Raw genomic sequence first — 14,349 nt, forward strand, 5'->3', positions numbered from 1 at the left:
TTATCAAATCATGCTTCCAACGCCTTCAATGCGGCGTCGTAGCGGGTGGGTAAATCTTCGGGACAATCGACGGTAATGCCGAGGTCGTGCATCAGGCCATCCTTGAGGCCGTACAGCCAGCCGTGCACGGTGAGCTTTTGCTGGCGCATCCAGGCGTCCTTGACGACCGGCGTGTGGCAAAGGTTGACCACCTGTTCGAGCACGTTCAGTTCGCACAGGCGATCATGGCGCTGCGCTTCGGGCAGGGCATTGATGTGGGCAAGGTGCTTGTTGTGGACTTCCTGCACGTTGTGCAGCCAGAAATCGACGATGCCGACCCGCGTCTTGTTGAGTGCTGCGCCGACGCCGCCGCAACCGTAGTGGCCGACGACCATGATGTGCTTCACTTTCAGCACATCGACCGCGTACTGGATCACCGACAGGCAGTTCATGTCGGTATGCAGCACCAGGTTGGCGACGTTGCGATGCACGAACACTTCGCCCGGCAGCAGGCCGACGATCTGGTTGGCCGGCACGCGCGAGTCGGAACAGCCGATCCACAGGAATTCCGGGGCCTGCAGCTTGGACAGCTTGTTGAAGTAGGTCGGATCGACCTCCTGCATGCGCTGCGCCCAGGCGCGATTGAAGTCGAACAGGTGCGAGAGGTTCTCGTTGCGGATTTCCTCTTCCGACCAGTTGTCGAGGTCGAGTGCCAGGAACATCGTGCCTTCGACCGGCGTCTGGTAGTAGTTCGGCGCTTCGGTGAAACCCAGTTCGCGGTAGAGCTTCACGGCCATGCGCATGTTGGGCAGGGTGTCGATGATCAGCTTGCGGTAGCCGATTTCCTTGGCCGCCTTGATCGCTGCCAGTGCCAGTGTCGAGCCGATGCCATGGCCGCGTTGTTCCGGATCGACATAGAGGCGCTTCATTTCGCAGACGCCATCGCTGTCGGAGAGCGGGCGCACCCCGACGCAGCCGGCCGGTCGACCATCGATTTCGGCAAAAAACAGCCGGCCCTGCGGCGCGACATAGGCGCCGGGCAGGGAAGCCATTTCCTGATCGAAATTCTGGTACGACAGGTCGACACCCAGCCAGGCCGCGTAATTGCGGAAGTACTGGCGGACCTGCTCGAGGGCTTCGGTATCGCTGGCGGTAAGGGTGCGTAAGGTAACGGGCATGCTGTTCAGCTCCATGTGGCGATGCTCCTGTCCGGAGCATCGGCAGGAGCGTGTTATATGGTTTCCACGGAAAACCCGTGATTGATCAGCATTCTACCTTTGCTGCGGCGCATCATCAGCGGGTCTCCGCCATCAGTTCGCGACCGATCAGCATGCGGCGAATTTCGCTGGTGCCGGCACCGATCTCGTACAGTTTTGCATCGCGCCACAAACGCCCGGTCGGATACTCGTTGGTGTAGCCGACGCCGCCCAGCGTCTGGATCGCCTCGCCGGCCATCCAGGTCGCCTTTTCGGCGGAATAGAGGATGGCGCCGGCAGCGTCCTTGCGCAGGGTGCGCGAGTGGTCGCTGGCATCACAGGCGCGGCCGACGGCATAGACGTAGGCGCGGGTGGCCTGCCAGGTCGAATACAGGTCGGCGACCTTGCCCTGCATCAGCTGGAAGTCGCCGATCGCCTGGCCGAACTGCTTGCGCTCGTGCAGGTAGGGCACGACGACGTCCATGCAGGCGGCCATGATGCCGAGCGGACCACCGCAGAGCACGGCGCGTTCGTAGTCGAGACCTGACATCAGCACCTTGGTGCCGTTGCCGATGCCGCCGAGTACGTTCTCCTCCGGCACTTCACAGTCGTCGAAGAAGAGCGGGAAGGTGTTGGAGCCGCGCATGCCCAGCTTGTCGAGGTGCGTACCGTGCGTGAAACCCTTGAAACCCTTCTCGACGATGAAGGCAGTCATGCCCTTGGCACCGGCGGCCGGGTCGGTCTTGGCGTAGACGACCAGGGTATCGGCATCGCCGCCGTTGGTGATCCACATCTTCGAACCGTTGAGGACGTAGCGGTCGCCCTTTTTCTCGGCCTTCAGTTTCATCGAAACCACATCGGAACCGGCATTTGGCTCGGACATGGCGAGCGCGCCGACATGTTCGCCGGAGATCAGTTTGGGCAGGTATTTCTGGCGTTGGGCTTCCGTGCCGTTGCGGCGAATCTGGTTTACGCACAAATTCGAGTGTGCACCGTATGACAGCCCGACCGAGGCGGAGGCGCGCGAGATTTCCTCGAGGGCGACGATGTGGGCGAGGTAGCCCATGTTCGTGCCGCCGTATTCCTCGCCGGCGGTCATGCCGAGCAGGCCCATGTCGCCGAATTTTTTCCAGAGGTCGGCCGGGAATTCGTTCACGCGGTCGATTTCTGCGGCGCGCGGCGCGATTTCGGCATCGGCAAATGCTTTCACCGCATCGCGCAGCAGGTTGATGTCTTCGCCGAGGCCGAAGTCGAGGCTGGGAATGTTCATAGGGTTTGTCTCCGTCTAGTTATGAATTGCCTGCTTGCTGCGCTGCCAGTGTGGATTTTTCCGGCAGTTCAAGCTCCCTGGCAACTTGATGCTGAATTCAGCTTTCCTGCGATTGTATTGACGTTGACGTTAACGTCAACTGCCTGGCAAAAAAATATCAGCTGGCGGCGCGGCGGTTCAGCTCCTGCTGGCATTGCTGCTCGAACTGGTCAATTTCGCCGAGCATGGCTTCGATGTCCTCGCGCTGCTGTTCGAGAGCTTCCCGCCGTTTCGACATGATGCGCAGGCATTCCTGCAGTTGTGGCGTTTCATCCTCGGTCGAGGCGTACATGCCGATCAGGTCCTTGATTTCGGCCAGCGACAGGCCAAGGCGTTTGCCGCGCAGGGCCATTTTCAGGCGGGCGCGGTCGCGCCGGGTGAAAACCCGCTTGCTGCCCTCGCGTTCAGGCGACAGGATGCCCTGGTCTTCCCAGAAGCGGATGGTGCGCGGGGTGATGCCGAATTCGCGGGCGAGATCGGAAATGGCAAAGGTAATGGCCGGCTGGCTCAAACGAGTCTCCTCAAAGTGCGCGTCAGTAAATCAGAAGAGGGGGGTTTTTTCAATTGGCCAGGCCTATGGTAACTTGCTCCTTCAAATAAAAAGGTTCGTTTCATGTTCCCCCAATATCCCCACGCCCAGCCGCCGGCAGCCGGCGAACTCAAGGAAGTCGCGCCCGGTGTTTTCTGGTTGCGCATGCCCCTGCCGTTCCAGCTCGATCACATCAACCTCTGGCTGCTGCGTGACGGTGATGGCTGGACCATCATCGATACCGGTTTCCCTGATGACGGCGTGCGCGCCACCTGGTCGGCAATCATCGAGCGCCTTGACGGGCCGGTCCGGCGCCTGATCGTCACCCATTTTCATCCTGACCATCTTGGTCTCGCCACCTGGCTGATGGAGAAAACCGGAGCGACGCTGCTGATGACTACCGGCGAGTTCCTGACTGCGCATGTGGTCTGGAACGAGGTCGGCGGCCACGGTGCCCGGTTCATGGTTGAACAGTTCCGCCAGCACGGGCTGGATGCCGAACGGCTGACCAAGTTCGAGAAGCGCGGCTCCGGTTATCGCAAGGCGGTACCGGCGCTGCCCGAGTATTACCAGCGCATCAAGGTCGGCGATGTCGTGACGGTCAACGGCCTGGATTGGCAAATAATCATCGGCCACGGCCATGCGCCCGAGCATATGTCGCTTTACTGTCCCGAACTCGGCGTGTTAGTTTCCGGAGACATGCTTTTGCCGAGAATATCGACCAATGTCAGCGTGTTCGCGGCGACGCCGGATGCCGATGCCCTGGGCTGGTATTTGGAGTCACTCGATGAACTGACAGGAAATATTCCGGAAAAGACCCTGGTGTTACCTTCGCACGGTCTGCCTTTCTTCGGAATAGGGGCCCGGGTGGAGGCGTTGCACGCGCACCATGAAGATCGCTTGCGTGCATTGGAGAGCAGTTGTGAACAAGCGCCACAGAGCGCCGCAGACTTACTCGAGACCCTCTTCCAGCGGGCACTCGATACGCATCAAACCATGTTCGCCATGGGTGAGGCCATTGCTCACCTGAATTATCTTGAACAAGCCGGCCGGCTGTCGCGCAGCACCGACGCCGACGGGGTAATTCGCTACACGCGGTCGCCCAAAGCCGCGCACTGACAGAGGGAGTTTCAAGCATGTCGCAGCAAACCGAAGACAAGGGCGCCAATCTGCCCAATCCGGCGGAAATCGCCAAGACCTACGCCGAAGTCGCCCAGCGCGCCTCGCGCCTGATCACCAGTTTCGTTGAAAAGAAGGCCAAGGATGGCGTCAGCGCGCCGACCGATGAACTCGGCGTCGCCAAGGCCTTCATGGACCTGTCGTCCCGTCTGCTGGCCAATCCGTACAAGGTGGCCCAGACCCAGATGAACATGATGTGGGACTATTTCTCGCTGTGGCAGAACACCTCGATGAAGATGATGGGCATGCCGGTGCAGGCACCGGTTGCCTCGCCGAAGAAGGGTGACAACCGCTTCAAGGACGAAGAGTGGGAACAGCATTTCCTGTTCGACTTCGTCAAGCAGTCCTACCTGATCACTGCCCGTCACCTGCATGACACCGTCGCCGATACCGAAGGTCTCGACGAAGCCACGCAGCAGAAGGTCAACTTCTTCACCCGCCAGTACATCGATGCGCTGTCGCCGTCGAACTTTGCCCTGACCAATCCGGAAGTTTTCCGCGAAACCGTCAAGAGCCACGGCCAGAACCTGATCAAGGGCCTCAACAACCTGCTGCACGACGTCGAGTCCGGCGATGGCCAACTGCGCATCCGCATGACCGATACCTCGGCTTTCGAGATGGGCAAGAACGTTGCCACGACGCCGGGCAAGGTCATCTTCCAGAACGAACTGTTCCAGCTGATCCAGTACAACCCGAGCACGCCCGACCAGAACAAGAAGCCGTTCCTGATCGTGCCGCCGTGGATCAACAAGTACTACATCCTCGACTTGCGCGAGAAGAACTCCATGGTCAAGTGGGCGACCGACCAGGGCCACACCACCTTCATCATGTCGTGGACCAACCCGGACGAGAAGCTGGCCAAGAAGTCCTTCGAGAACTATCTGCTTGAAGGTTCGCTCGAGGCGATCAACCAGGTCTGTGCCCACACCGGCGAAGACAGCGTCAATCTGGCCGGCTACTGCCTGGGCGGCACGCTGACCATGACCACGCTCGCCTACATGGCCGCCAAGAAGGACAAGCGCGCCAATTCCGCCACCTTCTTCACGACCATGCTCGACTTCTCCGAGCCGGGCGAACTGGGCATCTTCCTTGATGAAGGCGCTGTTTCCGGTCTCGAAAAGAAGATGGCCGAGCGCGGCTTCCTCGAAGGCTCAGAAATGGCCGGTACCTTCAACATGCTGAAGGCCAACGACCTGATCTGGTCTTTCGTGGTGAACAACTACCTGATGGGCAAGGATCCGTTCCCGTTCGACCTGCTCTACTGGAACTCGGATTCGACCCGCATGCCGGCCGCAATGCACAGTTATTACCTGCGCAACATGTATCTCGGCAACCTGCTCAAGGAACCGGGTGGCCTGACGCTGGCCGGTGTCAAGATCGACATCTCCAAGGTCAAGACCCCGTGCTACTTCATCTCGACCATCGAAGACCACATCGCACCGTGGAAGAGCACCTACATGGGCGCCCGCCTGCCGTCCGGCCCGACCAAGTTCGTGCTCGGCGGCTCCGGCCACATCGCCGGCATCGTCAATCCGCCGGTCGCCAACAAGTATGGCTACTGGACCAATGACGCGACCGACGGCAATCTGCCGGAAAGCCCGGAAGACTTCCTGGCCGGTGCAACCCAGAATGCCGGTTCGTGGTGGACGCACTGGAACCAGTGGGTGACCAGCCTGCCGGGTGGTTCGACCAAGGTCAAGGCACGTCAGCCGGAAGACGGCACGCTCAAGGTCATCGAAGATGCCCCGGGCAGCTACGTCAAGTTCCGTCTCGACACGCAGAAGAAGGAAAGCTGATCCGGCAAGGGATCAAAACAAAAAGGGAGGCTGCGGCCTCCCTTTTTTTCGAACCTGATTTGTTGCCGAGGGTCAAACCTACACCTGCTGAAAGGAGGTGCATCATGCTTTCGGACTCTCCTGTTGTTAGCGTTCACATTCCCGTGTCCTTGCGTAGCCATGCCGGTGGCCGCGCCGAATTAATGGCCAGCGGCGATACCGTAGGCGATATTTTCGAGACTATCAGTCACGAATATCCGGCCATGCGCCCGCATTTGTTGCTCGGCAAAACCGACATCGCTCCTGGCTTGACGGTATTTCTTGGTGCGCGCAGCGTGCGCGACCTGCAGGGACTGGCGACGCCGATCGATCAGGAGGAGCTGATCAGCCTCGTGCTGACCGGCTGATCAACGACTGAACAGGGGGAGTTTGGGCAGGTTGGGCCATTCAATGGCATCCAGCATGTTCTTGACGATCAGGCCCAGTTCCGTGTCGCCGGTGATTTCCAGTTCGCGGTTGAAAAACAGCGTATCCGGGTCTTCCTGGCGGGCGACCAGTTGCAGGAAGGCCGACAGGTTGGCGGCGAAAGCCAGGTCAGGTTCGCGCGTCGTCTGGAATTGCGGCCGGAAAAGTCCGTCGCGATAGGTGAATGTCGCCTTGCCGCCGGTATCCAGGACATGGATGCTGAACAGTTTGTCTTCCAGGGCGGTCAACTCGCTTTCCGGCAGCAATTTCATTTTCAGCGCGACGTTCAGCCCGGCGATCAGGGTCAGCGTATGCGGCCATTGCGGCAGCCGCTTCCCGATCTCGCCGATGATGGCGGGCAGGTGGAACTTTGGGATGGTGAAATTCTGGTCCATGCTCATGCTCCCAGTTGGGCGAGGGCTTGTGTGTGGTGGGCAACGATGCCGGCATCGCCGAACCAGTAGCCGTCGACCAGGCCGCTGGCATTCCAGCCGGTGGTGTCGGGTTGCGGCGTCTCGCCGCGGCGGGCGGCGTCGAAGGCAGCGATGATGGCATTGATGTGCTGCTTTTGCGGGCTGATCCGGACGATGTCGATGCCCATGGCGAGCATTTGCGGGATTTCGTGCAGCAGGTTGTAGCTCTGCGCCGACATGGTCTGGATGCCGTTGATGCACAGGAAGTCCTGGCCATCGCGGGTGGTCAGGGTCAGACCCTCGGCATGGTCGAGGCACTTGAACTGGCAGTCGTCCTTGTTCAGGTCGTAATGCCGGGCCGTGAAGCAGCGGGCCGAGAAGGCGAGCGGTAGCTTGCCATAGACGAAAACCTCGGTTTCGACGCCGGCCGGCCGGCTGCCGTGCAGGTTTTCAATCAGCGTGCGGCTGGCCTCGAGTGGCGGCACCCAGCGCTTCAGGCCGTGTTTGGCGAAGGTGGCGAGCGTTGCCTCGTTGTAGATGTTGAGATGCGGGCCGGCGACGAAATCCTGCCCGTGCACGAGGTTGACCGCCCCGAGATCGTTGGCTTCGAGCTTGCAGCCGGCTTCGTCGACCAGGCGGCGCAGTGCCTTCAGGTCGCTTTCCGATTCGAGCAGGGCCTGCGCCGAAACGACGACCTCCTTGCCGGCATCGGTCAGATCGCGGGCCAGACCGATCCAGTCGGCGGTGCGCAGTTGCTGCCGGCGCGAACAGACGACTTCGCCGACGTAGATGATGTCGAGGGCCGGGTTCTGCGCCATTTCGGCGTAGAACTCCATGACTTCGGCCTTGGGCCAGAAATAGAGCAGGGGTCCGAGGGAAAGCTTCATTCTTATCTCCACGGCCGGTTGTAGGCGCCGAGCGTCGCCTGGCTGCCTTCGGAGACCTTGGCCAGTTCGGCCTGCCAGGCCGGCTTGACATGGTAGCGCTCGCCGCCTTCAGCCAGCGCATCGAGCGCGGCGCGCAGTGTGCGGGTAACCTGGGTGACGTAGGCCGGGCTGCGCTGGCGGCCTTCGACCTTGATCGCGCGCACGCCGATTTTCATGATTTCGGGCAGGATGGAGATGACATTCAGGCTGGTCGGCTCTTCCAGCGCGTAATAGGTTTCGCCCTGGACCTCGAAGCGGCCCTTGCACAGGGTCGGATAGCCGGCCGGTTCATCGTCGCCGAAGCGGTCGATAAGAATGCCGTTGAGGCGGGTTTCCATGGTGCCGGGCTTTTTGTCCCACTTGACGTACTTGGCCGGCGAGCAGGCGCCGACCGTGTTCGGCGACTCGCCGCAGGCGTAGGACGACAGCCAGCAGCGGCCCTCGTTCATGACGCACAGGCTGCCGAAACCGAAGACCTCGATCTCGACGGTGGTGTTTTTGATGACATTCTCGACCTGGGCCAGGGTCAGGACGCGCGGCAGCACGGCGCGCTTGATGCCGAATTCGCGCTGGCAGAAATTGATCGCTTCGTAACTGGTCGCCGAGCCCTGCACCGAGAGGTGCAAACGCTGCTGCGGATGCTTGTTGCGGGCATAGTCGAGCAGCCCGACGTCGGCCAGGATAATCGCGTCCACGCCCTGGTCGACCGCTGCATCGACTGCCTTGTGCCATTCGCCGACGCGTCCGGCCTGCGGGAAGGTGTTGATCGCGAGCAGGATTTCGCGGCCCTTGGCGTGGGCGTAGCGGATGCCTTCGGCCATGTTCTTGGTGTCGAAATTGAGGCCGGCGAAATTGCGCGCGTTGGTGTCATTCTTGAAGCCGAGGTAAACCGCATCGGCGCCATTGTCGACCGCAGCCTTGAGCGCGGGCAGGCTGCCGGCCGGGCAGATCAGATCAGGCAGGGAACTCATGGAATAGGGACCGGAAGGATCAGCCGGGCAGTATAGCCAGCGCACGCCGGCTGCCATTGATCCTGGTCAAAGAGCCGGTGTCTGGCTCAGCGGATGACGACGGTCGGCTTGTAACCGAGCGTGCTGCGGATTTTTTCCGCGACCTTGTCGGCGTCGCTACGATTGGCGTAGGGGCCGATTTGCAGGCGATGAATGCCGGCCCCTTGATTGACCTGCATGCTTTCATTGAGCCAGTCGAGTTCACGGCTCAAATGGTTTTTCAGATTTTCGGCATTGTCGGCATTGGCAAAGGCGCCCAGTTGCAGATAGACACCTTTGGCGACGCTCTTTTCACCTGTGCTGTCGCTGCTGCTGGAGGTTTGTACCGGGCGTTCTTCCTGGCGCATGCGCATCGCCATCTGCTCGATATCGTCTGTGCCGGTCGGGCTGGTGACGGGCTTTTGCGGCGAGATCTGGGCATAGGTGACGCCGGTCGCTTCGCCCGGAATGATCGCTTCGACATCGACCAGGCCACTGCCGCCATTGATCAGGCCGAGCTTGTAGGCGGCGGTATAGGACAGATCGATGACGCGATCGGCGTGGAAGGGGCCGCGGTCGGTGATGCGCACGATGACCGACTTGCCACTCTGGGCATGCGTAACACGGACATAGGACGGCAAGGCCAGGGTGGGGTGCGCCGCGGTCATCGCGAACATGTCGTAGGGCTCGCCGATGGATGTCTTCTGGCCATGGAATTTCTTGCCGTACCAGCTGGCGATGCCGCGCGCCTTGTAGGGTTTGACGGCGGTATTCGGTACGTATTCCTTGCCGAGCACGACATAGGGACGCGTCGCCGGCTTGTGCAGCGGCTCCCATTTCGGTTCCGCGTCAGGAATATCGTCGAGACCGTCCGGAATCTCGTCGGCCGGGCCGTCATCCTTGTAGAAACCGCCGCCCCGCTTCAGCGTCACGCCGGGTTTCCGGGTTGGCGTCGGCGCTCTGGAAATTGGGCTTTTTGCCGTGTCGACCGTTGTCTCCCGCTCCGGGTACCGCGGCGAACCGCCGCAGGCGGCAAGCAGCGAGACGAGCAGCGTGGCCGGGAGAAGGCGCCAGATCATTTCTTGACCAGCATGCGGTGGGTATGGATCGACATCAGCATGCCGATACCGAGGAACAGGGTTACCAGCGCCGTGCCGCCATAACTCATGAAGGGCAGCGGCACGCCGACGACCGGCAGGATACCGCTGACCATGCCCATGTTGATGAAGGCGTAGGTGAAGAAGCCGAGTGTAATGGCACCGGCGAGCAGGCGCGAGAACAGGGTTGGCGCCGCCGAGGCGATCATCAGGCCGCGTCCGATCAGCATGGTGTAGAGGAAGAGCAGCACAAGGTTGCCCATCAGTCCCCATTCTTCCGAGAAGACCGCAAAAATGAAGTCGGTGTGCTTTTCCGGGATGAATTCGAGGTGGGTCTGCGTGCCGTTCAAATAGCCCTTGCCGATGGCGCCGCCCGAACCGATCGCGATGGTCGCCTGGATGATGTGATAGCCCGAACCGAGCGGGTCGGTGGTTGGGTCGATCAGGGTCAGGATGCGCTTTTGCTGATAGTCATGCAGCATGCCCCAGATGAAGGGGGCGGCGGAGGCGCCGACGACGATCATGCCGATGATGATCTTCCAGGGCAGGCCGGCGAAGAAAATGACGTAAAAACCGGCGGCGCCAACCAATAGTGCGGTACCAAGGTCGGGTTGCTTGGCGATCAGGGCAAACGGGACAATCAGCAGCAGGGCCGCGACGACGTAATGTTTGAATCTGAGCGTTGCTTCGTATTTCTGGAAATACCAGGCCAGCATCAGGGGCATCGCGATCTTCATGATCTCGGATGGCTGGATACGGGTGAAGCCGAGCGACAGCCAGCGGCGGGCACCGTTGATCTTGATGCCGAAGAGAAAGACGGCGACGAGCAGAACCAGGCCGAGCACATAAAGCGGAATCGCAAAGCTCATCAGCTTTTGTGGCGGCAGGCGGGAAACGAACCACATGATGATCATGGCCACGCCCATGTTGCCGGCCTGCGACAAAACCCGCTGGTTGCCGTCAAAGGTTGCCGAATGCACGGTGGCCAGGCCGATTGCCATGATTGCCAGCGTGATGCAGAACAGCGGAAAGTCGATATGGGCAATCAATTGCTGCCAGCCGCGCCGCAAGGTTCCGACAACATCAATCATTATTCGACCTCCTCTTCGACGGCGGCGCTGTCTTCGGGCGCGGCGCCGGCCGGCAATTTGCCGAGCAGATAGTAGTCGATGACCATGCGGGCGATCGGCGCCGCCGACTGGGCGCCAAAGCCACCATTCTCGACCAGCACGGCGAGGGCGATTTTCGGATTGTTGGCCGGCGCAAAGGCGATGAACAGGGCGTGGTCGCGCAGTTCCTTCTTGACGCCACCCTCCTTGTATTGTGCCCCTTTCAGTGAGAAGACCTGTGCCGTACCGGTTTTGCCGGCGGCTTCATAGGGGGCGCCGGCAAAGGCGCGGGCGCCGGTACCTTCCTTGTTCACGCCGACCATGGCGCGGCGGATCACCTCGACATTTTCCGGCCTGAGATTGAGGTCGCGGATGGGCTGCCGTTCGATCAGGCGTTTCTGCCCGGTCTTGGTGTCAATGATGTGATGCACGATGTGCGGTCGGAACATCACGCCATTATTGGCAATCGTCGCTGTCGCCTGGGCGAGCTGGATCGGGGTGTAAGCGTTGTAACCCTGGCCGATACCGATCGAAATGGTTTCGCCGGCGTACCATTTCTGCTGTTCCGGCTTTTTGAAGCGCTGCCTTTTCCATTCCTGCGAGGGCAGTACGCCCTTGGATTCGCCGTATTCATCCTTGCCGAGATCGACACCGGTGCGCTGGCCGAGGCCGAGTTGGCCCATGAACTTGGCGATATTGTCGATACCCATGTCGTTGGCCAGCATGTAATAGTAGGTATCGCATGAGTGGACGATGGATTTGTACATGTCGACGATGCCATGCCCGCCCTTTTTGTCGTCGCGGAATTGGTGGTTGCCGAAATTGTAGAAACCGGGGTCGCTGATTGCCTGGCTGGGCGTGCGTTTTCCCATTTCCAGTGCGGCCAGTGCCATGAAGGGCTTGAAGGTCGAGCCGGGGGGGTAGGCGCCATTGATGGCGCGGTTGACCATGGGCTTGCTCGGATGCTCGTTGAGTTCTTTCCAGTTGTCCGGCGTGATGCCGTCGACGAAAAGGTTCGGGTCGTAGGTCGGGTTGGAGACCAGGGCCAGGATGCCGCCGGTCGATGGCTCAATGGCGACCAGCGAGCCCTTGCGGTCGCCGAAAGCCTGCTCGGTGATTTCCTGCAGCTTGGCATCCAGGGTCAGGGCCAGATTGTTGCCGGAAACCGGCGGGATGCGTTTTAGGCTGCGCAAGGCGTGGCCGCCAGCATCGATCTCGACTTCCTCGTAGCCGGTCTGGCCATGCAGTTCGAACTCGTAGTGCTGTTCCAGGCCGGTCTTGCCGATGTGGTCGGTGCCCTTGAACATGGCCTGCTGTTCGGCCTCCTCGATCCATTTCAGGTCGCGGTCGGTGATTCGGCCGATATAGCCGATGGCATGCGAGGCGACCGTGCCAAGCGGATACTGGCGGAAAAGCCGGGCCTTCACCTCGATACCGGGAAAGCGATAACGCTGGGCGGCAAATTTGGCGACTTCGGCATCGGTCAAGCGGGTCCGGATCGGGATGGATTCGAAATTTTTCGCCTCGTCCATCAGGCGCTTGAAGCGCTTCCTGTCCTTGGGTTGGATATCGATGATGGCCGCCAGCTCGTCGATGGCGACTTCCAGATCGGGAACGCGGGAGGGCGTGATTTCCAGCGTGAAGGCCGAGTAATTGCGGGCCAGGACCGTGCCGTTGCGGTCGGTAATGACGCCCCGGTTGGGCACAATGGGAATCAGCGCAATCCGGTTGTCCTCGGCGCGTGTCTGATAGAAATCATGCTGGATGACCTGCAGCCAGACAAAGCGGCCGAGCAGCAGCGAGAAGGCGAGCAGGACGGCGATAGCCGCAAAGCCGGAACGGAAACGAAAGCGGTCGAGATCGGCTTCGGGATTGTGGAAATCACCCACGGGTCGCCACCTGTTCAGATCGGTCGATCAGGATCCTGCTCGACCGGCTGGTATTGCGGCAAAAGCAGGATGAAGGTGGCAGGAATCCAGAGCAGGGCGGCGATGAGCGGCCCGATGAAATAACTCAGTCCGGGGAATTCGGCACCGACCGCCAGGCGCATCAAGGCCTGGACAAGCTGGGCGCCGACCAGCAGCGGCATGACCTGCAGGGCTTGCTGCGCGAGCGGAAACCAGAGCAGGCGACGGGAAGCGGCGGTCGAGACATAGGCGAGCAGGACATAGGCAAAACAATGCTGGCCAAGTACCGAGCCATCGGCGACATCCATCAGCAGGCCGAGAATGAAGGCCCAGCCCATGCCGACGCGACGGAATTCACGCACGCTCCAGAAACAGAGCACGAGCGCTACCCAGTCGGGCATGGCCGGCCAGTGGGAGGTCGGCAGAAAATTGAGCAGAACGGCGGCAATCAGGCTCAGGAAAATGAACCAGGGGCGAACCGGGAGCAGGATGCGCGAAGAGGAGAAGGTCGGTTGCATCAGTTGGTCTTTTTCGCGCGGTTCTTCTGGCGGACCGTCATCTTGTCGCTGCCGCTTTCCCGGCTGGCGGATTCAGGCGGAGCCGGCGGCAAGGGCTGGCGAGGATCGAGGACCATGATTTCGCCGAAATTCTCGACGCCGGCCACCGGCACGCAGAAGATGCGGGCAAACGAGTAGGCGCTGTCGCGCTCGATATTAATTACCTTGGCAACCGGGAAACCGGGCAGGTAGATGCCGTCGAGGCCTGACGTCACCAGGATGTCGCCTTCCTGGACATCGGCATTGGCCGGCATGTAGCGCAGTTCGAGCTGGCCGTTGCCGAGACCGAAGACGACCGAGCGCTGGCCGCTGCGCACGATCTGGACCGGCACCGCCTGATCCTTGTCGGTAATCAGCGTGATTTCGGCCGAGAAGGGGAAGACGCGAGTCACCTGACCGACGACGCCGGTTTCATCGATGGCCGGCTGGCCGGCAACGATGCCTGACTGCTGGCCCTTGTCGACGATGACCTTGCGCGAGAAGGGGTCGCGGGCGGTGTAGAGAATCTGGGCAACCTGGCCGTTGGCCTTTTCGCGTTCCTTGACGCTGAGCAATTTGCGCAGGCGCTCGTTTTCCACCTCGAGCTGGATCAGGCGTTGCAGGTTGGGGGCGGTGTTGAGCTGGGCGTGCTTGAGCGCGTTGTTCTCTTGCTGCAGTGCCTGCAGGCCCTGCAGATAGTTGTTGGCATAATCGACCAGGCTGCCCGGTGTCTGGGCGACGCGCTGTACCGGGTCGATGAGCAGGGTGATGCTCTGGCGCAGCAGGTTGAGGCTGCGGAAACGCAGGTCGAGCACGAACACCGCCAGTGAAATGGCGATGTAGAAAGTCAGAAGGGCCAGCGGTGCTGGCCCTCGCTTGAAGAACGGTGGCGGTGCGTGGTCGATGCCGGCCATCGCTCAAGCCTGTCGTGCAGCGGTCA

14 protein-coding genes are annotated in these 14,349 nt (G+C 60.9%); 3 read left to right on the plus strand and 11 right to left on the minus strand.

Going from position 1 to position 14,349, the window contains the following annotated elements; genetic code table 11:
• Window positions 1-8: 8 nt before the first annotated feature.
• The 3 genes from can to KIG99_RS10455 form a co-directional block, all read right to left on the minus strand.
• Entirely contained in the window at window positions 9-1,157 is a 1,149-nt protein-coding gene (can, locus tag KIG99_RS10445) for a carbonate dehydratase (protein WP_226460112.1), read from the minus strand.
• Between the two features lie 115 nt (window positions 1,158-1,272).
• Window positions 1,273-2,445: an isovaleryl-CoA dehydrogenase gene (locus tag KIG99_RS10450; RefSeq protein ID WP_226460113.1), complete on the minus strand. Its 1,173-nt coding sequence runs from the start codon at window positions 2,443-2,445 to the stop codon at window positions 1,273-1,275.
• A 157-nt stretch (window positions 2,446-2,602) separates the two neighbouring features.
• Complete coding sequence (locus KIG99_RS10455) at window positions 2,603-2,995, minus strand: MerR family transcriptional regulator (RefSeq protein ID WP_226460114.1); 393 nt, start codon at window positions 2,993-2,995, stop codon at window positions 2,603-2,605.
• Window positions 2,996-3,097: 102 nt separating this feature from the next.
• On the opposite strand from KIG99_RS10455, the gene KIG99_RS10460 reads away from it, so the two are divergent.
• The 3 genes from KIG99_RS10460 (at window position 3,098) to KIG99_RS10470 (ending at window position 6,374) form a co-directional block, all read left to right on the plus strand.
• Window positions 3,098-4,132, plus strand: a complete 1,035-nt coding sequence (locus tag KIG99_RS10460) for an MBL fold metallo-hydrolase (RefSeq protein WP_226460115.1) — start codon at window positions 3,098-3,100, stop codon at window positions 4,130-4,132.
• Between the two features lie 17 nt (window positions 4,133-4,149).
• Entirely contained in the window at window positions 4,150-5,988 is a 1,839-nt protein-coding gene (locus tag KIG99_RS10465; protein WP_226460116.1) for a PHA/PHB synthase family protein, read from the plus strand.
• Window positions 5,989-6,092: 104 nt separating this feature from the next.
• Window positions 6,093-6,374, plus strand: a complete 282-nt coding sequence (locus KIG99_RS10470; RefSeq protein WP_226460117.1) for a ubiquitin family protein — start codon at window positions 6,093-6,095, stop codon at window positions 6,372-6,374.
• Here the strand turns inward: KIG99_RS10470 and ubiT are convergent, their stop codons facing one another.
• The 8 genes from ubiT to mreC form a co-directional block, all read right to left on the minus strand.
• Window positions 6,375-6,827, minus strand: coding sequence for a ubiquinone anaerobic biosynthesis accessory factor UbiT (gene ubiT, locus KIG99_RS10475; protein ID WP_226460118.1), 453 nt, complete (start codon window positions 6,825-6,827; stop codon window positions 6,375-6,377).
• A gap of 2 nt (window positions 6,828-6,829) precedes the next feature.
• Window positions 6,830-7,732 carry a U32 family peptidase gene (locus tag KIG99_RS10480; RefSeq protein ID WP_226460119.1) on the minus strand — a complete coding sequence of 301 codons (903 nt, stop codon included), beginning with the start codon at window positions 7,730-7,732 and terminating at the stop codon, window positions 6,830-6,832.
• Window positions 7,733-7,734: 2 nt separating this feature from the next.
• Window positions 7,735-8,742: a ubiquinone anaerobic biosynthesis protein UbiU gene (gene ubiU / locus KIG99_RS10485; protein WP_226460120.1), complete on the minus strand. Its 1,008-nt coding sequence runs from the start codon at window positions 8,740-8,742 to the stop codon at window positions 7,735-7,737.
• An 86-nt stretch (window positions 8,743-8,828) separates the two neighbouring features.
• Window positions 8,829-9,839: a septal ring lytic transglycosylase RlpA family protein gene (locus tag KIG99_RS10490; protein ID WP_226460121.1), complete on the minus strand. Its 1,011-nt coding sequence runs from the start codon at window positions 9,837-9,839 to the stop codon at window positions 8,829-8,831.
• A complete protein-coding gene (gene rodA, locus KIG99_RS10495; protein WP_226460122.1) occupies window positions 9,836-10,948 on the minus strand; it encodes a rod shape-determining protein RodA in 1,113 nt (370 codons plus the stop codon). Before rodA ends, KIG99_RS10490 begins: the two co-directional genes overlap by 4 nt.
• Window positions 10,948-12,855: a penicillin-binding protein 2 gene (gene mrdA / locus KIG99_RS10500; RefSeq protein WP_226460123.1), complete on the minus strand. Its 1,908-nt coding sequence runs from the start codon at window positions 12,853-12,855 to the stop codon at window positions 10,948-10,950. The genes rodA and mrdA overlap by 1 nt, the downstream gene beginning before the upstream one ends.
• A 14-nt stretch (window positions 12,856-12,869) precedes the next feature.
• Window positions 12,870-13,391 carry a rod shape-determining protein MreD gene (gene mreD / locus KIG99_RS10505; RefSeq protein ID WP_226460124.1) on the minus strand — a complete coding sequence of 174 codons (522 nt, stop codon included), beginning with the start codon at window positions 13,389-13,391 and terminating at the stop codon, window positions 12,870-12,872.
• On the minus strand, window positions 13,391-14,323 hold the full coding sequence (gene mreC, locus KIG99_RS10510; RefSeq protein WP_226460125.1) for a rod shape-determining protein MreC: 933 nt from the start codon (window positions 14,321-14,323) through the stop codon (window positions 13,391-13,393). The genes mreD and mreC overlap by 1 nt, the downstream gene beginning before the upstream one ends.
• Window positions 14,324-14,349: the final 26 nt, after the last annotated feature.

This window comes from Quatrionicoccus australiensis, assembly GCF_020510425.1.
GTDB lineage: Bacteria > Pseudomonadota > Gammaproteobacteria > Burkholderiales > Rhodocyclaceae > Azonexus > Azonexus australiensis_A.